The 17,575-nt window shown below is 72.4% G+C and carries 20 protein-coding genes; 14 read left to right on the plus strand and 6 right to left on the minus strand.

The features are described from left to right. Position 1: 1 nt before the first annotated feature. The 4 genes from ACXR2U_RS08015 to ACXR2U_RS08030 are packed head-to-tail and all read left to right on the plus strand — an operon-like array spanning position 2 to position 2,856. Entirely contained in the window at positions 2 to 346 is a 345-nt protein-coding gene (locus ACXR2U_RS08015; RefSeq protein WP_458824444.1) for a DUF4873 domain-containing protein, read from the plus strand. Beyond that, positions 343 to 972, plus strand: a complete 630-nt coding sequence (locus ACXR2U_RS08020; RefSeq protein ID WP_458824445.1) for a class I SAM-dependent DNA methyltransferase — start codon at positions 343 to 345, stop codon at positions 970 to 972. Before ACXR2U_RS08015 ends, ACXR2U_RS08020 begins: the two co-directional genes overlap by 4 nt. A gap of 33 nt (positions 973 to 1,005) precedes the next feature. Then, the gene (locus ACXR2U_RS08025) at positions 1,006 to 2,430 is read left to right on the plus strand and encodes an NAD(P)/FAD-dependent oxidoreductase (protein ID WP_458824446.1); all 1,425 of its coding nucleotides are present in this window, start codon (positions 1,006 to 1,008) and stop codon (positions 2,428 to 2,430) included. An 18-nt stretch (positions 2,431 to 2,448) separates the two neighbouring features. Further along, on the plus strand, positions 2,449 to 2,856 hold the full coding sequence (locus tag ACXR2U_RS08030) for an ester cyclase (protein ID WP_458824447.1): 408 nt from the start codon (positions 2,449 to 2,451) through the stop codon (positions 2,854 to 2,856). 12 nt (positions 2,857 to 2,868) lie between these two features. On the opposite strand, the gene ACXR2U_RS08035 is transcribed toward ACXR2U_RS08030, so the two are convergent. The 3 genes from ACXR2U_RS08035 to ACXR2U_RS08045 all read right to left on the minus strand — a co-directional run bounded on the left by ACXR2U_RS08035 (position 2,869) and on the right by ACXR2U_RS08045 (position 5,673). After that, the gene (locus tag ACXR2U_RS08035) at positions 2,869 to 3,615 is read right to left on the minus strand and encodes a dienelactone hydrolase family protein (protein WP_458824448.1); all 747 of its coding nucleotides are present in this window, start codon (positions 3,613 to 3,615) and stop codon (positions 2,869 to 2,871) included. An 88-nt stretch (positions 3,616 to 3,703) separates the two neighbouring features. Beyond that, the gene (locus ACXR2U_RS08040; protein ID WP_458824449.1) at positions 3,704 to 4,849 is read right to left on the minus strand and encodes a glycosyltransferase; all 1,146 of its coding nucleotides are present in this window, start codon (positions 4,847 to 4,849) and stop codon (positions 3,704 to 3,706) included. A 23-nt stretch (positions 4,850 to 4,872) separates the two neighbouring features. Further along, a complete protein-coding gene (locus ACXR2U_RS08045; RefSeq protein ID WP_458824450.1) occupies positions 4,873 to 5,673 on the minus strand; it encodes an SGNH/GDSL hydrolase family protein in 801 nt (266 codons plus the stop codon). A 203-nt stretch (positions 5,674 to 5,876) separates the two neighbouring features. Between ACXR2U_RS08045 and nhaA the strand changes: the two genes are divergently transcribed. Both nhaA and ACXR2U_RS08055 read left to right on the plus strand, forming a co-directional pair. Continuing rightward, positions 5,877 to 7,178 carry a Na+/H+ antiporter NhaA gene (gene nhaA, locus ACXR2U_RS08050; RefSeq protein WP_458824451.1) on the plus strand — a complete coding sequence of 434 codons (1,302 nt, stop codon included), beginning with the start codon at positions 5,877 to 5,879 and terminating at the stop codon, positions 7,176 to 7,178. A gap of 47 nt (positions 7,179 to 7,225) precedes the next feature. Next, a complete protein-coding gene (locus tag ACXR2U_RS08055; RefSeq protein WP_458824452.1) occupies positions 7,226 to 7,765 on the plus strand; it encodes a DUF1203 domain-containing protein in 540 nt (179 codons plus the stop codon). A 37-nt stretch (positions 7,766 to 7,802) separates the two neighbouring features. Here the strand turns inward: ACXR2U_RS08055 and ACXR2U_RS08060 are convergent, their stop codons facing one another. Next, positions 7,803 to 8,411 (minus strand): TetR/AcrR family transcriptional regulator, encoded by a 609-nt coding sequence (locus tag ACXR2U_RS08060; protein WP_458824453.1) that lies wholly within the window; start codon positions 8,409 to 8,411, stop codon positions 7,803 to 7,805. A 56-nt stretch (positions 8,412 to 8,467) separates the two neighbouring features. Here ACXR2U_RS08060 and ACXR2U_RS08065 point away from each other — a divergent pair, with 56 nt between their 5' ends. Beyond that, the gene (locus tag ACXR2U_RS08065; RefSeq protein ID WP_458824454.1) at positions 8,468 to 9,646 is read left to right on the plus strand and encodes an acyl-CoA dehydrogenase family protein; all 1,179 of its coding nucleotides are present in this window, start codon (positions 8,468 to 8,470) and stop codon (positions 9,644 to 9,646) included. 90 nt (positions 9,647 to 9,736) lie between these two features. Next, positions 9,737 to 10,996: a hypothetical protein gene (locus ACXR2U_RS08070; protein ID WP_458824455.1), complete on the plus strand. Its 1,260-nt coding sequence runs from the start codon at positions 9,737 to 9,739 to the stop codon at positions 10,994 to 10,996. A 12-nt stretch (positions 10,997 to 11,008) separates the two neighbouring features. Here the strand turns inward: ACXR2U_RS08070 and ACXR2U_RS08075 are convergent, their stop codons facing one another. Next, the gene (locus tag ACXR2U_RS08075; RefSeq protein WP_458824456.1) at positions 11,009 to 12,676 is read right to left on the minus strand and encodes a glycoside hydrolase family 13 protein; all 1,668 of its coding nucleotides are present in this window, start codon (positions 12,674 to 12,676) and stop codon (positions 11,009 to 11,011) included. A gap of 33 nt (positions 12,677 to 12,709) precedes the next feature. Here ACXR2U_RS08075 and ACXR2U_RS08080 point away from each other — a divergent pair, with 33 nt between their 5' ends. After that, positions 12,710 to 13,669: a small ribosomal subunit Rsm22 family protein gene (locus ACXR2U_RS08080; RefSeq protein ID WP_458824457.1), complete on the plus strand. Its 960-nt coding sequence runs from the start codon at positions 12,710 to 12,712 to the stop codon at positions 13,667 to 13,669. Position 13,670: 1 nt separating this feature from the next. On the opposite strand, the gene ACXR2U_RS08085 is transcribed toward ACXR2U_RS08080, so the two are convergent. After that, complete coding sequence (locus ACXR2U_RS08085; protein ID WP_458824458.1) at positions 13,671 to 14,123, minus strand: winged helix-turn-helix transcriptional regulator; 453 nt, start codon at positions 14,121 to 14,123, stop codon at positions 13,671 to 13,673. Positions 14,124 to 14,215: 92 nt separating this feature from the next. On the opposite strand from ACXR2U_RS08085, the gene ACXR2U_RS08090 reads away from it, so the two are divergent. Genes ACXR2U_RS08090 through ACXR2U_RS08110 form a run of 5 tightly spaced genes read left to right on the plus strand, consistent with a single transcriptional unit; the run spans position 14,216 to position 17,574 of the window. Next, positions 14,216 to 14,809 (plus strand): dihydrofolate reductase family protein, encoded by a 594-nt coding sequence (locus tag ACXR2U_RS08090; RefSeq protein ID WP_458824459.1) that lies wholly within the window; start codon positions 14,216 to 14,218, stop codon positions 14,807 to 14,809. Further along, a complete protein-coding gene (locus tag ACXR2U_RS08095) occupies positions 14,806 to 15,192 on the plus strand; it encodes a TIGR03618 family F420-dependent PPOX class oxidoreductase (RefSeq protein ID WP_458824460.1) in 387 nt (128 codons plus the stop codon). The genes ACXR2U_RS08090 and ACXR2U_RS08095 overlap by 4 nt, the downstream gene beginning before the upstream one ends. A gap of 52 nt (positions 15,193 to 15,244) precedes the next feature. After that, entirely contained in the window at positions 15,245 to 16,084 is an 840-nt protein-coding gene (locus tag ACXR2U_RS08100) for a PhzF family phenazine biosynthesis protein (protein WP_458824461.1), read from the plus strand. A 9-nt stretch (positions 16,085 to 16,093) separates the two neighbouring features. Next, the gene (locus ACXR2U_RS08105; RefSeq protein WP_458824462.1) at positions 16,094 to 16,618 is read left to right on the plus strand and encodes a VOC family protein; all 525 of its coding nucleotides are present in this window, start codon (positions 16,094 to 16,096) and stop codon (positions 16,616 to 16,618) included. Next, on the plus strand, positions 16,618 to 17,574 hold the full coding sequence (locus tag ACXR2U_RS08110; protein ID WP_458824463.1) for a pirin family protein: 957 nt from the start codon (positions 16,618 to 16,620) through the stop codon (positions 17,572 to 17,574). The genes ACXR2U_RS08105 and ACXR2U_RS08110 overlap by 1 nt, the downstream gene beginning before the upstream one ends. The last annotated feature ends 1 nt before the right edge of the window (position 17,575 follow it).

Below are 17,575 nucleotides of genomic sequence, written 5' to 3' on the forward strand. Positions count from 1 at the left end.
GATGAACGAGGAACCCCCCGGCGAGGACGGTTTCGACCACGACGGATACGACGGGTCCGCGAGCCTGCGCCACGGCGAGACCGTCGTGCCGGTCGAGGTGACGCTCCGGGGCCAGGTCGACACCATCTCCGGCCGGTACCACTGGTACGGGCGACTCGCGGCCGACCCGGCCGTCACCACCCTCGCCGAGACCGTCGGCACCCGCGGCACCGTCGTGCTGCGAACGCCCCGGGGCGAGGCCGAGACCACGCTCGGCGATCCCGACCCGTGGGGCCGGTACCGGGTGGAGGGCCGCGGACACGCCCCGTTCGACGTGCTCACCGACGTCCCCCACGCCGACGCGTGACCCGCTGGGACGGCCTCGCCGACGCCCCGCGCGGTGCGGCGTACGCGCGGCACTGGGACCGACTGGCCGCCACCGGGGCCGACGTCCACGGCGAGGCGGCGTTCGTCGACTCCCTGCTCGCACCGGGGTCGAGCGTGCTCGACGCGGGGTGTGGCACCGGCCGGGTCGCGATCCGGCTGGCCGAACTGGGGCACGTCTGCACCGGGGTCGACGCCGACCCGACGATGCTCGAGCACGCCCGCCGGTCGGGGCCGGACGTCACGTGGGCGCTGGCCGACCTCGCCGGGAACGAGGTCCCCGCCGGTCCGTTCGACCTCGTGGTCGCCGCCGGCAACGTCATGATCCTGCTGACGCCGGGCACCGAGGCGGGGGTGGTCGCCGCCCTGGCGGCGCGGACCGGCGTGCTCGTCGCGGGGTTCGGCCTCGCCGCGCCCCACCTGCCCGTCCCCGAGGCCCCGTTCGACCTCGACACCTACGACGCCTGGTGCGCGGCCGCGGGCTTGCAGCTGACGGAGCGCTGGTCGACCTGGGCGCGCGACCCGTGGGACCGTGGGTCCGGGTACGCGGTGTCGGTCCACGTCACAGCCGGTGAGGGACTGGCCGGGGAACGGGAACCGTTGCACTGAGTGAACGCACCACCGATGACAGGAGGCCTGCTGATGGCCAGGAACGAAGTGTCCCGACGTCACCGCGTGGTGATCATCGGATCGGGGTTCGGCGGGCTGTTCGCCGCGAAGGAGCTGGCGGGCGCCGACGTCGACGTCACCATGATCAGCCGTACCACCCACCACCTGTTCCAGCCGCTGCTGTACCAGGTCGCCACCGGCATCCTCTCCGAGGGCGAGATCGCCCCGGCCACGCGCGAGATCCTGCGCAAGCAGAAGAACCTGCAGATCCTGCTGGGCGACGTCTACGCCATCGACCTCGAGGCCCAGACCGTCACCTCGCAGGTCCTCGACATCACGACCGTGACCTCGTACGACAGCCTCATCGTCGCGGCGGGCGCGAGCACCTCGTACTTCGGCAACGACCAGTACGCCCTCGACGCCCCCGGGTTGAAATCGATCGACGACGCCCTCGAACTGCGTGGGCGGATCTTCGGCGCGTTCGAGCTGGCCAACCTCGAGACCGATCCGCAGCGGCAGCAGGAACTGCTGACCTTCGTCGTCGTGGGAGCCGGAGCCACCGGCGTCGAGATGGCCGGGCAGATCTCCGAGCTCGCCCACAAGACGTTGCCCAGCGACTACGACAACGTCGACACCCGCACGGCCCGCATCCTGCTCGTCGACGCGCTGCCGGGCGTGCTCACCACCTACGGGCCGAAGGTGTCGGCCCACGCGGCCGAGCGGCTCAAGAGCCTGGGCATCGAGCTGTGGCTCAACAACCGGGTCACCGGCGTCGACGACGCCGGGCTCGACGTCACCGACGACCACGGCGCGAAGAGCCGGATCGACGCCCGCACCGTGATCTGGGCGGCGGGCGTCCGGGCCTCCACGCTCGGCGCCAAGATCGCGGCACAGGCGGGCCTCGAGGTCGACCGCGCCGGCCGCGTGCCGGTGAAGCCGGACGTGACCGTCGAGGGTCACCCCGAGGTGTTCGTCATCGGCGACATGATGAGCCTGGACAAGCTGCCCGGTGTCTCGCAGGTGGCGATGCAGCAGGGCAAGTACGCGTCGAAGACGATCCTGCGCCGCCTGAAGGGCAAGGCGCCGCTGCCGCCGTTCCACTACTTCGACAAGGGCTCGATGGCGACGATCTCGCGCTTCTCCGCGGTCGGCGACATCGGTCCGCTGCGGTTCGGCGGGGTGAAGTTCGCGGGGTTCGTGGCCTGGCTGCTGTGGCTCGGCGTCCACGTGTTCTACCTGGTCGGCTTCAAGAACCAGGTGACGACGATCCTGCACTGGGCGATCACGTTCATCGGTGGCAAGCGCTCGCAGCGGACGGTCACGCACCAGCAGCTGGTCGCCCGCGCCGCCCTGCACCACATGGACGTGCCGCACCTCGGCGCGCCCCCGCGGCGCAGCGAGGACCCCGAGGCCGGGCACGTCGCGCCGACCACCGCGGCCCGTCGCGCCACCCGCTGACCCGACGCGCGTCGTCCGGTGAGTGAGGACGCCGCCCCGGTGCGGGCGTTGTACGACCGCTACGTCGCGGCCCTCAACGCCCACGACGCCGAGGCGGCGTTCGCGTGTGTCGCGCCGGAGCTGACCCACAACGGCGTCCACATGACGGCCCAGCAGTGGTGGGACGACCACGTCGGGGGCAACATCGCGAAGCTCCCCGACTACCGCTGGAACCCCGACGAGGTCGTCGTCACGGGCGACCGGGTCCTCGTGCGCTACACCGACACCGGCACGCTCGCGGCGCCGTGGGTCGGCATCGAGGCCGTCGGCGAGAGGATCGAGTTCCGCGAGTACGTCTTCTACACCGTCCGTGACGACCGCATCGTCGAGGTGTGGAGCGTCTTCGACCACTGGAGCCTGGTGCAACGGTTCGGCCGGACCTCCTGATCCTCCCGTCGTTCAGGTCCGCAGCGCGCGGCGGAAGAAGCCGGTGTCGATGCGCGCGCCCGGCACGGTGCGGTGCGAGCCGGGGAACGCCAGCAACAGCTTGTCCTCCGAGCCGAACGCGTCGAACAGTGCGAGGCCGGACTCGCGGTCGATCTCGGGGTCGTCCCACGGCAGCAGGTACTGCACCGGCACGGTGATCGACCGGGCGGTGCCGAGCAACGTGGGCGAGGCGAACGCGCCGCCGAGCACGGCGGCCCCGATGCGGGGTTCGGCGGCGACCAGCGGGATCCCGATCATCGCGGCCAGGGTGGTGCCGGCGTAGCCGATGGGCGCGGCCGGGTCGATCTCCGGCAGCGTGTGCAGGGCGTCGATGGTCGCGCGCCACTCCGGGACGTGGCGCTCGGCGAGCGAGGCGTTGAACGCGACGACGACCGGCGCGAGCGACCGGCCGGCCCGGCGGGCCCGGCCGAGTTCCGCGACCCAGGCGGCGTCGCGGTCGGACCGCGGCCGTCCGCCGTGGCCTGGGGCGTTGACCGCCGCGACGTGGAAACCGTCGCGGCGCACGGCGGCGACGGCCCGCGCGACGACGCCCGGCGCGTGCACGTGCAGCCCGCCGCCGTGTCCGGTGAGCAGGAGGGGGGCACCGTCGACCGGGACGGCCGGCGACCAGAGGACGCCGGGGACGTCCCCGACGGTGAACGCGCGCTCGACGACGCCGTCGGCCGGGGTGGTGGGGTCAGTGCTGAGGTGGAAGTCCACGGGAGGAGCCCTTCGGGAACGGACGGACGGGAACCGGCACGGGGCTCACCTCCTCAAGGACTGGTCGCAGGATGCGACGTCGGTGACGCTATCCCGCCCGCCCAGCGAATTCGTCCAGGTGCGTGAGCACGTCCGGGGCCGTGCGCATCGCACGACCGATCTCCCCGGCGCGCGACCGGAACCCGGGATCGCCGAGCACCCGCTCGACCGCGGCGCGCAGCGCGGCGACCTCCGTCGCGGCGAGGGTGGTCGCCGATGCCGCCGAGGTCGACGGCCGGGTCAGGGCGAGGCCCGCACCGGCCGACAACACGCGGGTCGCGTTGACCGACTGATCGGCGAACAGCGGGACGGCCACCACGGGGACTCCGTGTGCGAGAGCACCGAGCACCGTGCCCGAGCCGCCGTGACAGACCACCAGTGCGGCCTCGGCGAGGACGACGTCCTGGTCGACCCACTCCTCGACCGTCACACCGGCCTCCACCTCGCCGAGGTCCGGGCGGTGGCCGCGACCGGTGGTGACCAGGACCCGGACGTGGAGGCCGGTCAGGGCCGACAAGGCCGCGCGGTGGAGGGTGCCCCGCTCGTCGACGGCCGACGCCACCGTGCCGAACGTGACGTACACCAGGGGCGGACCGCCCTCGGTGGGGCGCGCGGTCGGTTCCCGTACCGCGGCGCGGTAGCGGCGGGTCACCGGATACGGCGAGACGTCCAACGCCGCGGGGAACCGCGTCAGGTACGGGGAACCTGTGATCGCGTGCGATGTTCCCGGCGCGATGTGGTCGAGCTCAACCGCTGCATGACGCAACGATCCCGCCTCGGCGTCCGCGAAGGAGATCGCCACCTGGACGTACGGCACACCCTCTTCGACCGCGGCGATGACTCCGGCGTAGTGGGCGGCCTCGTGCACGACGAGGTCGGGACGCCGGTCGGCGACGACCCGGCGCACTGCCGGCAGCGCTGCGAGTGTGTCCAGCCGGCCGAAGATCTCGCCGTTGGCGATGCGGCTGGCCACCGCGGGTGCGGCGGTTCGGAGCCGCGCCCAGGCGTCGGCCAGTTCGTCGGCCGGCGGATCCGGTGCGACGACCAGTTCGGCGCCGGCCCGCTGCGCGGCGCCGGCCGCCGCCTGCGGCACCACGGCCACCACCTCGTCACCACGCCGCCGGAGCGCCGCGACGATCGGCACCAGCGGCCCGATGTGGCCCGCGCCGCCACTCGACGTCACGACGATGCGCACCAGGTGAGGCTACGTCGGTCCGCTCAGCCGGCGAGGGCGCTGAACACTGGGTAGTAACCGCCGGACTGGCCGTCGGCGAACGGGTGGTAGCTCACGCCGACGTCCACGAAGTTCAGCGAGTGCAGCCAGGGGTCGTCGTCGCAGATCTGGTGGCCGCGGAACGCGCTCGTCGGGTCGCCGTAGGCGAAACCGTGGGCCGCGGCGGTGTCGGCGATGATGCTGTCGGCCAGCGCGATGCCCTCGTCGATCTTGGCGCGCGAGGCGGCGGAGAGGCCCACACACCCGGTCTGGGAGAGGTCGTAGAACACCGGGTACCCGAGGACCACGACCCGCGCGGCGGGTGCGGCCGCGGAGATGGCGGAGTAGGTCGAGTCGAGCCAGCCGGCGAGGTTCGCGCGGGCCGTGGCCTCGGCGTCGTCCACGGCCGCGATGCAGTCGTCCTCGCCGTACAGCACGCAGGTGGTCATGATGTCGGCGAACCCGACGTCGTTGCCGCCGACCGTGATGGACACGAGCGTGGTCGACACCGAGAGGGCCTGGATCTGCGTCGCGTTGACCGACGCGGTCGTGGCACCGCTGCAGGCCACCGACACGTAGGACGCCGGCCCGACCGTGTCGGCGTACAGCTGCGAGTACGCGTTCGTGCTGCGGTCGCAGTCGCCGGAGTCGTCGGTGTAGTCGCCCGCTCCCACGCCCGACGAGTACGAGTCGCCGAGGGCGACGTAGTGGTCCGCGGCGGACGCGGCGGCGGGTGACGCGAGCGCGACGGCGAGGACGGCGATGAGCGCGAACGCTCCGGACACGAGGGGGACGGAGCGACGCACGGGGGCCTCCACGGCGTGGACGGTTCGGGGTGGGACCAGTGCAGCACTCCGGCAATGGGGGCGAAAGGGGCAAAAATGCCGTGCCGGTGCCCGGCGGAACGGCGTGGGTAGGCTCGTGACCGGAGCGCCGGGAAGTCTGGTCGGCACACCGGATCACCGGATCCGGTGGCGGAATCCAGTCGACGACCCGAGGAGATCCGCCCGTGAGCACGCCTCCCACCCGGCTGCGGGTGCTCGCCCGCGGTTCCCGGACCGAGGTCAGCCGGATCGCCGAGGTGCTGCGGCAGGAGACCATCGGCGGCGTCCTCCTGCTCGCCGCCACCGTCGCCGCCCTGGTGTGGGCCAACACGCCGCTCGCCGACAGCTACGCGCACGTGCGGGAGTTCGTCCTCGGCCCGAGCGTCCTGCACCTCGACCTGTCGCTCGCGACCTGGGCCGCCGACGGTCTGCTCGCGATCTTCTTCTTCGTGGCCGGCCTGGAACTCAAACGCGAGTTCGTCGCGGGCGATCTGCGTGACCCGTCGCGCGCGGCCGTTCCGGTCGCCGCCGCCCTGGGTGGCGTCGTCGTCCCCGCCGTCCTGTGCACCGTGGTCGTTGCGCTAGGCAACGGTTCGTCGTTGCGCGGGTGGGCCGTCCCCACCGCCACCGACATCGCGTTCGCGCTCGCGGCGCTGGCCGTCATCGGCACCCACCTGCCGTCGGCCCTGCGCACGTTCCTGCTGACCCTCGCGGTGGTCGACGACCTGGTGGCCATCGTCATCATCGCGGTCTTCTACACCGCGGACTTCGTGCTCTGGCCGCTGGCACTGGCGGTCGTGCCACTCGGTCTGTTCACCCTGCTGGTGCAACGGCGCGTGCGTTCCTGGTGGCTGCTGCTCCCGCTCGCCGTGATCACCTGGGCGCTGGTGCACGCATCGGGGGTGCACGCGACCGTCGCGGGCGTGCTGCTCGGCTTCGCCGTGCCGGTCATCCGCAGCCGCGCGGCCGGCGGACCCGACGCCGGCCCCGGCCTCGCCGAACACTTCGAGCACCGCTTCCGCCCGTTGTCCGCGGGCGTCGCCGTGCCGCTGTTCGCGCTGTTCTCGGCCGGGGTGACGGTCGGCGGCTTCGGCGGCCTGCGTGACGCCGTCAGCGACCCGATCGCCCTCGGCGTGGTCGTCGGTCTGGTGGTCGGCAAACCCGTCGGTGTCCTCGCCGCGACCTGGCTGGTGGCCCGGTTCACCCGCGCCGAACTCGCACCGGAACTGTCGTGGACCGACGTCGCCGGCCTCGCGATGCTCTGCGGGATCGGCTTCACGGTGTCGCTGCTCATCGGCGAACTCGCCTTCGGCGACGGCACCGCCACCGACGACCAGGTCAAGATCGGCGTGCTCGTCGGGTCGCTGGTGGCGGGACTGCTCGCGGCCGTCGTCCTGCGACTGCGCAACCGGACCTACGCGCGTCTGTGCGCCGAGGAGGACAGCGACGACGCCGACGGCGGCATCCCGAGAGTCGACCCGCGCTGACCGGAGCCCGCACCTCACAGGACGGCGACCCGGACCGTGGACCCGACGTGACCACCACACCGACCGGCACGCTCACCGTCCACGCCATCGACCCCGCCCGTCTGCAGCGCGTCCGTGAGAGAGGCACGGACGGGTACGACAACGACCTGGTGGCGTTCGCAGCGACCGGCGAGGGTGAACCGCTGCGCTGCTGCCTGCGCTACGCCGTCGCCGGCGAGACCGTCGCGCTGATCTCCCACGCGCCGTTCGACCACCCGTCCGTCTGGACGGAGGTCGGCCCGGTCTACGTCCACGTGGCGACGTGCGACGGTCCGGCTGCCACCGACCGCCTGCCGCCCCCGTTGATGCGCGGGCCGAGAGTCCTGCGGACCTACGACGCCGACGACGGCATGGACTACGAGCACAACACCGTGGTCCTCGAGGACGTCGACCTGACGCCGGTCGCCTCGGCCTGCTGTGGGACTCGGGCGTCAGCACCGTGCACGTCAGGACCCTCGGCCCCGGGTGCTTCCTCTACGCCGTCACCCGGTGACGCATGCTGGCTGATCGTCCCCCGGCGTCGTGGTCGTGCGACACGCCGACGGTAGCGACCACACCTCCTTGATCAACTCGTCAGAGGCGTGCTCAGGCCGTCCGCACGGCGGCGAGCACGAGCGCGGCCAGTTGCGCGTACGCCTCGGCGTGCGTGAGGCCGGTGCGGGAGGTGACACCGCCACGCTCGATGGCGTCCATGCCCGCCGCGACGACCTCGCCGAGGAACACCGGGTCGACGGCGCGGAAGTCGCCGCTCTCGACCCCGGCGGCCACCAGCGCGCGGATGCGGTCGGCGGCGATGGCGGTGTGCCGCTCGTAGCTGCCCCGGGTCAACGCGTTGGCCGCGACGTCGGCGAGGAACGTCGGGCTCGCGGCGGAGAGTTCGCCGGCGACGGCGAGCAGGTACTCGCGGACCCGGGCCGCGGGGCTGCGCCGCCGCGCGACCTGGGTCTCGACCCGGCGCGCGGCCCGGCGGAAGAAGTACTCGACGACCCGGGCCGCCAGCTGCTCCTTGCTCGGCGCCAGCGCGTAGAGCGTCGACTTCGAGCACGACAGCTCGGTGGCGAGGTCCTCGAGCGTGAACCCGCGGATGCCCCGCGCGAGGAACAGGTCGGTGAGCTGGTCCAGCAGCGCACCCCGTCGGCCGGTCAGCGCGGCGGGATCGTCGTCGTGCATCGGCGGGACGGTCACGGAGTGCATCACATCACCAGGTCGACGAGTAGTACCAGGGGACGTCCCACAGTACAGTTCCGCGTATGGCCGTCGATCGTCTGCTGCCCGCCCCCGAGCACGTCGAACTGCTCGACACCGTGCGGCGGTTGACCGCCGAGGAACTCGCGCCGATCGCGGCGAAGTACGAGGCGGCGGAAGAGTTCCCCCGCGCCCAGTTCCGCCAGCTCGGCCAACTCGGCCTGCTGGCACTGCCCTACCCGGAGCAGTTCGGCGGGGCGGACCTGCCGTACGAGGTGTACCTGCAGGTGCTCGAGGAGATCGCCGCCACCTGGGCGTCGGTGGCCGTCGGCGTCAGCGTGCACGTCATGTCCTGCTACCCGGTCAGCCGCTTCGGCAGCGACGCCCAGCGCGCGGCGTTGCTGCCGGCGATGCTCGGCGGCGACCTGCTCGGCGCGTACTGCCTGTCCGAACCGCACGCGGGCTCCGACCCCGCCGCGATGCGCACGAAGGCCACGCGGCGCGACGACGGCTCGTGGGTGCTGAACGGCACGAAGGCGTGGGTGACACACGGCGGGGTCGCCGACTACTACCTGGTCTTCGCCCGCACCGGCGACGCCGAGAGCGGCGCGCGCGGGATCTCGTGCTTCCACGTCGCGGCCTCGAGCGCCGGTCTCTCGTTCGGGCGCCCCGAGCACAAGATGGGCATGACCTCCTCCCCCACGGCCAACGTCATCTTCGACGACGTCGTGGTGCCGGCCGACGCGTTGATCGGCGGGGAGGGCCAGGGCCTGACCATCGCGCTGTCGGCCCTCGACTCCGGGCGACTCGGCATCGCGGCGTGCGCCGTCGGTCTCTCGCAGGGCGCGCTCGACGCCGCCGTCGCGTACGCCAAGGAACGCGAGACCTTCGGCAAGACGATCATCGACCACCAGGGCCTGGGTTTCCTGCTCGCCGACATGGCGGCGGCGGTCGACTCGGCGCGCGCCACCATGCTCGACGCCGCCCGCCGCCGCGACGCCGACCGCCCCTTCGGCCGGGCCGCGTCCATCGCCAAGCTGGTGGCCACCGACAACGCCATGAAGGTGACCACCGACGCCGTGCAGGTCTTCGGCGGCTACGGCTACACCCGCGAGGTCCCGGTCGAGCGGTACATGCGCGACGCCAAGATCATGCAGATCTTCGAGGGCACCAACCAGATCCAACGCCTGGTCATCAGCCGCTTCCTCGCGCGCTCACCCCTGCCGCGGACGTCGACCCCGTGACGGGGTGACGCCCGTCGGCGGGCGTCACCGGCCGAGCTTCTGCTCCCGGAACCGTGTCCGCGATGACATCTTCCGTGGTAAGAACTGCACATGTCCGTGACCGGTCGCGTCGCCCGCGTCCTCGCTCCGCTCGTCCTCGTGGGGGCCGCGCTCACCGCGGCGCCGCTCGGAGCACCGGCCGCCGCGGCGGCTCCCCACCCCGACGGCGTCGGCCGCTACGTGGCGCTCACCCCGTTCCGGGTCCTCGACACCCGCGGCGGCGGCGCCGTCGCGCAGGGCGGGACGGCCGTGGTCGACTTCTCCGGTCGGCTGCCCGACCGCGTGGTCTCGGCCGTCGTCGTCAACGTGACCGTCGTCAACGCCACCAAGGCCGGCTACATCACCGCCTACCCGGCCGGCGCGACCCGACCCCTGGCCTCCAGCCTCAGCCACCGGGCCGGCGAGACCCGCGCCAACTCGGTCACGGTCGCCCTGCCGGCGAGCGCCTCGAACCAGAAGGTTGCTCTGTACAACAGTGCGGGTTCCACCGATCTGATCGTCGACCTCTACGGCTACTACGTCGGTGACGCCGCCGACCCGGCCACGGCGTCGAGCTACTACCCGCTGAGCAACCCGGTGCGGGTGCTCGACAGCCGGTCGCTTGGAGCTGGTGGCGCGCTCGGACCGGGGGCCGTGCGTACGGTGCAGCGCGCGTTCGTTCGACCCGGCGGCGGGAACTACGCCGGCGTGCGCGCGGTCGCCGTCACGATCACGGCCGTCAACCCCCGCGGCTCGGGCTACCTACGCGCCTGGGACGGCGATCCGGACAACGTCCCGACCGTCTCGACCCTCAACTTCGCCCGCGGCCAGACCATCCCCAACTTCGCCATCGTGCCGACGCGGTGCGTCAACCCGCCGACCTGCAGCACGTTCTCCTTCGCGGTGAGCAACAACGTCTCACCGGCCACGGACGTGCTCGTCGACATCGTGGGGATCTACGGCCCGAACGGCCAACCGGGCGGGCTGTACTTCACGCCGATCACCCCGCGTCGCGTCGTGGACACCCGCATCCCGCAGGGCTTCGGTCGCCTCGGCCCCGGCGCGACGGGCGCCGCCGCGGTCACGGGCTTCTCGTCCCCGCAGGTGGCGAACGTCAACCTGACCTCGGTCAGCCCGACCGTCGCGACCTACCTGACCATTTACGCCGACGGCAAGCCGCGGCCGACGGCCAGCAACCTCAACCCCATCGCCAGCGAGACCGCGGCCGACGCCGCCCAACCGCTGCTGACGTCAGGCCGGTTCCGGGTCTACAACGCCAACGGATCCACGCAGGTGATCGTCGACGTCACCGGCGCCTTCCAGCTGGACTAGGACGCCCGAGGCTCACCGCCGCCAGACCGTGGCCTCCCAGCCGCGCAGCGTGGTGGGCTGTTCGGGCGGCTGGGGGTGGTTGCCCAGGACGTAGGTGGCGTCGGCCCAGCCGTCGAGGTCGATCTCGAGGTCGTCGCGGGTGAAGTTGGCGAGGACCAGCAGTTCGGTGCCCTCGTGGGCGCGGACGTAGCCGAACACCCGCTCGTCGTCGGGGAGCACGAGGGTGAAGTCGCCCTGTGCGACGACGGGCTCGGTGTGCCGGAGCTCGATCAGTCGACGGAAGTGCGAGAAGACCGAGGCGGGGTCGCCGACCTGCGCCTCGGCGTTGATCTCGTCGTGGTTCGGGTTCACCGCGATCCACGGCTCGCCCTCGGTGAACCCCGCCTGCGGGCCGGCGGTCCACTGCACCGGCGTGCGGGCGTTGTCGCGGGACTTGATCCGCAGCGAGCGCAGGACGTCCTCAGGATCGTTGCCCGCTGCAACGGCGGCGGCGTAGTGGTTCAGTGACTCGATGTCGCGGAAGTCGTCGATGGAGCCGAACGGCACGTTGGTCATGCCGAGTTCCTCGCCCTGGTAGACGTACGGGGTGCCCCGCTGCAGGTGCAGCACCGTCGCCAACGCCGTGGCGGAACGCTCGCGCCAGACGGGGGAATCGTCGCCGAAGCGGGACACCGCCCGGGGTTGGTCGTGGTTGTCGAGGTACAGGCTGTTCCAGCCGACGTCCCCGAGCGCCTCCTGCCACTTCGCCAGGTTGCGCTTGAGGTCGATCATGCGCATCGGCCGCAGGTCGTACTTGCCTCCCGGACCGGCGTCGAGCGCGACGTGCTCGAACTGGAACACCATGTCGACCTCGGCCCGCGCCGGGTCGGTGTACAGCCGCGCCTCCTCGGTGGTGACGCCGGGCGTCTCCCCGACGGTGAGGAACGCCCCCTCCCGGCCGCCGAACACCTGCTCGTGCATCTCGTGCAGGTACTCGTGCACGCGGGGACCGTTGAGGTAGTGCTCACCGCCGGTGTGGCCCTCGAAGCTGCCGCCGGTGCCGTCGGGTAGGCCGTCGGTCTTGCTGATCATGTTGATGACGTCCATGCGGAAGCCGTCGACCCCGCGGTCGAGCCACCACCGCATCATCGCGTACACGGCCTCGCGGACCTCGGGGTTCTCCCAGTTCAGGTCCGGCTGCTTGCGGCTGAACAGGTGCAGGTAGCACTGGTCGGTCAGCTCGTCGGGTTCCCAGGCGGGCCCGCCGAAGTAGGAGGACCAGTTGTTGGGCAACGAGCCGTCCTCGCGGCGGTCGCGCCAGAAGTACCAGTCCCGCTTGGGGTTGTCGAGGCTGCTGCGCGACTCGACGAACCACGCGTGCTCGTCGGAGGTGTGGTTGACGACCAGGTCCATGACGACCCTGATGCCGCGCTCGTGCAACGCCGCGAGGACCTCGTCGAACTGCTCGAGGGTCCCGAACGACGGGTCGATGTCCTGGTAGTCGCTGATGTCGTAGCCGTTGTCGTCCATTGGCGAGCGGTACAGCGGGGAGAACCAGACCACGTCGACCCCCAGGGTGGCCAGGTGGTCGACGTGCTGCAACACGCCGGCGAGGTCACCGATGCCGTCGCCGTCGCCGTCGGCGAAGCTGCGGGGGTAGATCTGGTACACGACGGCCGAGCGCCACCACGAGTCGTCCATGGCACCCAACCTGCCACACGTCATGATGGCCGCGTGCGCGCCGTCGACCTCCCCGCCCCGGTGTCCGCCGCGCTCGCGACCGTCGGCCGCGGGGGCAACCCCGCCGCGGCGCGGGCGCTCTCGGAGCGCTACCGGGCCCGCACCTCGTCGGCCTCCGGGCCGGTGCTCCGCTCCGGTGCCGAACTCGCCGCGTACGCGACGGTCCGGTTCCCGGCGACGTACGCGGCAGCGGTCGCCGCGTGTCGGGCGGTGGCGTCCAACGCCCCGGACCTGGCCCCCACCTCGCTGCTCGACGTCGGCTCGGGCCTGGGCGCCACGGCCTGCGCGGCGGTCGCGGTGTGGCCCTCGCTCACGACCCTCACCCTCGTCGAACCCGACGAACGTGCCGTCGCGGCCGGCCGGACGGTGCTCGCGGCGGCCGCACCCGACGCACGCGTCACGTGGGTGACCGGCGACTGGACCGCCGCCTCGGGGCCGGCCGACCTCGTGACCGCGGGCTACGTCGGCAACGAACTGGCTGATCCCGTCGGGTTCGCCCGGCGGTTGTGGGACGCCACCTCCGACGTCCTGCTGCTGCTCGAACCCGGTCGCCGCGAGGCGTACGCGGCGCTCCTGGACTCCCGCGACGCGCTGCTCGAGGCCGGTGCCCACACGCTCGCACCCTGCCCCCACGACGAACGTTGCCCACTGCCACGGTCTGACTGGTGCCACTTCGGGCAGCGACTGCCCCGCTCGTCCGCCCACCGGCACCTCAAGGGCGCCGAGGAGAACTACGAGGACGAGAAGTACTCGTACGTCGCGCTGGGTCGGCGCGCCGCCGCCCGACGACCGGACCGGGTGCTCCGGCGCCCGACCCGCCGCAAGGGCCTGGTCGAGCTCCAGGTCTGTGCCGCCGACGGCACCACCGGGCCGGTCCGGGTCGCCAAGTCCTCGTCGTCCTACCGCGAGGCCAAGGACGTCGAGTGGGGCGACACCTGGCCGACGTCCGGCTGAGTCAGGCCGCAGCGCCCGGGCCGGGCAGCACGTCGATGGTGTCGCCGTGCATCGGTTCGCCGCAGTGGGCGCACCGCAGCTCGGCCCGGCTGATCTGCCCGCACGTGTGGTGGCGGTAGAGCACGGGTGGGCCCGCCCCGCCCGCGAGCCACCGGTCACCCCACCCGACCATCACCATGAGCACGTCGAACAACTGCATGCCCTTCTCGGTCAACACGTACTCGTACCGCGGGCGCGCGTCGTACGGCCGCCGCTCCAGCACGCCGTGGTCGACGAGGTGGTGCAGGCGTTCGGTGAGGACCTTCCGGGAGATGCCGAGATCGGCCTGCAGCTGCTCGAAGCGGGTGAAGCCGACGTAGACGTCGCGCAGGATCAACGGCGACCACGGCTCGCCGATGACGTCGAGGGTCCGGGCGATCGAGCAGGCCATGTCACCGAAGTTCGTCCGCTGCACGACACGATCCTACGCTTCGGGGTTCCTTGAAGGAACTCAAGCTGCTACGGTCACGGCGTCTCTTGAAGGAACTCACCCACCAGGGGGAAGCGATGAGCAAGGTCTTCAGCGCCCACGCCGTCTCGGTCGACGGCTACCTGACCGGGCGTGACCCCGGCGCCGGTCGCGGGCTCGGCGACGCCACGATGCTGTTCGACTGGTACTTCGACGGCGACACACCCAGCTCCGTGTTCGACGGCTTCCACCTGAGCCCCGCCAGCGCCGAGGTGTTCGACGCCGAGGCGGGCCGCGTGGGCGCCACCCTCGCCGGCCGCACCACCTACGACGACTCGGGGTGGTCGACCGGCGGCGCTCCCCACCCGACCGCGCCGCTGGTCGTCCTCAGTCACCGGCCCGCGCCGCAGGTCCACCCCCGCCAGACCTTCGTGGCCACCGGGATCGCCGACGCGGTCGCCGTCGCCCGGGAGCAGGCGGGCAGCGGCGACGTCTCACTGATGGGAGGCGGCGTGACGACCGCCGCGCTCGCGGCCGGCCTCGTGGACGAGGTGGTCCTGCACCAGGTGCCGGTCCTGCTCGGCGGCGGTCGCCCGGTGTTCCAGGCGCTGCCGTCCCACGTCCACCTGAACCTGGTCGAGTCGGTGCCGGCACCGGGCGTCACCCACCTGCGCTACGAGGTCGCGCGATGAGCCTCGACCCCGGCGTGCGCCGCGCGGCCGAGAGCACCGCGCTCGCCCACCTCGCCACCGTCCTGCCCGACGGCGCTCCCCACTCGGTCCCGGTGTGGATCGACACCCTCGGCGACCGCCTCGCGTTCCTCACCGGCCCGGACTCGCAGAAGGCCCGCAACCTGCGCCGCGACCCCCGCGTCGCACTCTCACTGACCCCGCCCGACAACCCGTTCGAACCGGTCGTCGTCCGCGGCCGCGTCGTCGAGTGGCTCGACGGTGACGAGGCCTGGGAGGTCGCCGACCGGATCTCGACGGCCTACACCGGAGCCCCCTACCCGCGCGGACAGGCGCGGATCGTCGGCGTCATCGAGCCGGAACGGCAGCGGGTCGGCATCGGGTGACGCCCGGCCACCGCCGCCGGGTCGGTTCCACCCGCCCGGCACGATGGTGACCGTGGACCTCCCGCTGTTCCAACTCGACGCCTTCACCGACGGCCCGTTCACCGGCAACCCCGCCGCGGTGGTGCTGCTGCCCGCCGGCGACCCGTGGCCGTCCGACGCCCTCGCACAGGCGATCGCCGAGGAGAACAACCTCTCGGAGACCGCGTTCCTGCACCCCGTGGTGCCGGACGACGCGGGCCGGGCGCCGGTCGACGGTCCGGCCTACCACCTGCGCTGGTGGACCCCCGAGATCGAGGTCGACCTGTGCGGACACGCGACCCTCGCCTCGGCCGGGTTGCTGTTCGACGACGTCCACCCGGAGGCGTCGACCCTCGCGTTCTGGACCCGGTCGGGGTGGCTCGCCGCGCGCCGAGCGGGTGACGACGCCGTGACGCTCGACTTCCCCGCGGCACAGTTGCAGGAGGCAACAGTTCCGCAGGCGCTGGTCGACGCCGTCGGCGTCGAGCCGGTCGCCACCTATCGCGCGACCGACGTCGTCCTGGTGCTCGCCGACGAAGCGGAGGTCCGGGAAGCCGATCCCGACCTGTCGGCGCTGCGTGCGTTCGACGTGCGCGGCGTGGTCGTCACCGCGCCCGGCAGCGGCGCGGTGGACGTGGTCTCCCGGTTCTTCGGCGCGGGCGCCGGGGTCGGTGAGGACCCGGTCACCGGCTCGGCGCACTCGCAGTTCGCGCGGTACTGGTGCGAACGGCTGGGACGGACCTCGTTCCTCGCCCGCCAGCTGTCCGCGCGGGGCGGCACGGTCGCGGTCGTGCTCGACGGCGACCGCGCGTTGTTGACCGGCCGCTACCGCCGCTACCTGCAGGGGATCGCGACCGTGCCCGACACGTTCTAACCTCGTCCCATGCCGCAGCCCGAAGGTGCCGAACTGGAAGCCGTGCGCGCCCGTCGCGCCGAACTGCGCGAGAAGTACCTGCGCCCCGGCTCCGAGCGCCCCCGCACCCCCACGCGGGGCGTCCACCACGTGGCCTTCGTGTGCCGCGACGTCGAGGAGACGATCCGCTTCCACCAGGACACGCTGGGGTTCCCGCTCGTGGAACTGGTCGAGAACCGCGACTACGCCGGATCCAGTCACTTCTTCTTCGACCTCGGCCACGGAAACCTGTTGGGCTTCTTCGACTTCCCCGGCCACGAGCACCAGCCGTTCGAGGAGACCATCGGGGCGTTGCAGCACCTGGCGTTGTCGACCCCGGCCGAGGACTTCGCGAGGCTCAAGGACCGCTTCGACGCCAGCGGCAGCGAGTACCTCGGGCCCGACCGCGGGGTCGAGGACAGCCTCTACATCCAGGACCCGAACGGCCTGCGGATCGAGTTCTACCGCGAGGAACTGGGCCAGTTCGAGGGCACGCACCTGGTCGACCGCGACTGATGTCGAACCTCGAGCGTGCGCCGCGCGAGGTCGAACGCGGGGGTCGGACCGAGACGCCGACCGGTCCGGTCCTCGACCTGGTCGCCGGCCGCAAGGCCCCGCTGGGCGACGGCACCGACGTGCGCCGGGTCCTGCCGACCCTCGGGCGGCGGATGGTCGGCGCGTGGTGCTTCTTCGACCACTACGGCCCGGACGACATCTCCGCCTCGCCCGGCATGCAGGTCCCGCCGCACCCCCACACGGGGTTGCAGACGGTGTCGTGGCTGCTCGAGGGCACCGTGCACCACCGCGACAGCCTCGGCCACGACGTCGTCGTGACGCCGGGCCAGCTCGGTCTCATGACCGCGGGCCACGGCATCTCCCACAGCGAGCAGTCCCCCGTCCCGCACCCGGCGCTGCTGCACGGCGCGCAGCTGTGGGTGGCCCTGCCCGACCACGCCCGTGACACCGCCCCGGCGTTCGAGCACCACAGCGGGCTGCCCACGGTCAGCGTCGACGACGCCGAGGTCCGGGTCGTGCTCGGCGGTTTCGGCGGGGTCGCCTCGCCCGGGACGGTCCACTCCCCGCTGGTCGGCCTCGACGTCGTGCTCGGCGGGGCCGCGGTGCTCCCGCTCGAACCGGACTTCGAGTACGCCGCCGTGGCGGTCGACGCCGGGGTCACGGTCGACGGTGTCGACCTCCCCATCGGCTCGCTGCTCTACCTCGGGACCGGTCGGTCGACGCTGCGGATCGAGGGCACCGGACGGCTCATGCTGCTCGGCGGCGAGCCGTTCGCCGAACGGATCGTCATGTGGTGGAACCTCCTGGGCCGATCGCACGACGAGATCGCGGACTTCCGCGGCGAGTGGCAGGACGCCGACCGCCGCTTCGGCACCGTGCCGGGTTGGCACGGGGAACGCACGGCTGCGCCGCCACTGCCGGGCGGACGGCTGCGTCCCCGCGGCGCCACGGGGTGAG

The organism is Jatrophihabitans sp. YIM 134969 (genome assembly GCF_054456675.1).

Bases quoted from the DNA above. Each gene is read 5' to 3' on its own strand.
- ACXR2U_RS08015 (WP_458824444.1), top strand. From the start codon at position 2: ATGAACGAGGAACCCCCCGGCGAGGACGGTTTCGACCACGACGGATAC.
- ACXR2U_RS08025 (WP_458824446.1), top strand. From the start codon at position 1,006: ATGGCCAGGAACGAAGTGTCCCGACGTCACCGCGTGGTGATCATCGGA.
- ACXR2U_RS08060 (WP_458824453.1), bottom strand. From the start codon at position 8,411: ATGCACTCCGTGACCGTCCCGCCGATGCACGACGACGATCCCGCCGCG.
- ACXR2U_RS08065 (WP_458824454.1), top strand. From the start codon at position 8,468: ATGGCCGTCGATCGTCTGCTGCCCGCCCCCGAGCACGTCGAACTGCTC.
- ACXR2U_RS08070 (WP_458824455.1), top strand. From the start codon at position 9,737: ATGTCCGTGACCGGTCGCGTCGCCCGCGTCCTCGCTCCGCTCGTCCTC.
- ACXR2U_RS08075 (WP_458824456.1), bottom strand. From the start codon at position 12,676: ATGGACGACTCGTGGTGGCGCTCGGCCGTCGTGTACCAGATCTACCCC.
- ACXR2U_RS08090 (WP_458824459.1), top strand. From the start codon at position 14,216: ATGAGCAAGGTCTTCAGCGCCCACGCCGTCTCGGTCGACGGCTACCTG.
- ACXR2U_RS08095 (WP_458824460.1), top strand. From the start codon at position 14,806: ATGAGCCTCGACCCCGGCGTGCGCCGCGCGGCCGAGAGCACCGCGCTC.
- ACXR2U_RS08105 (WP_458824462.1), top strand. From the start codon at position 16,094: ATGCCGCAGCCCGAAGGTGCCGAACTGGAAGCCGTGCGCGCCCGTCGC.
- ACXR2U_RS08110 (WP_458824463.1), top strand. From the start codon at position 16,618: ATGTCGAACCTCGAGCGTGCGCCGCGCGAGGTCGAACGCGGGGGTCGG.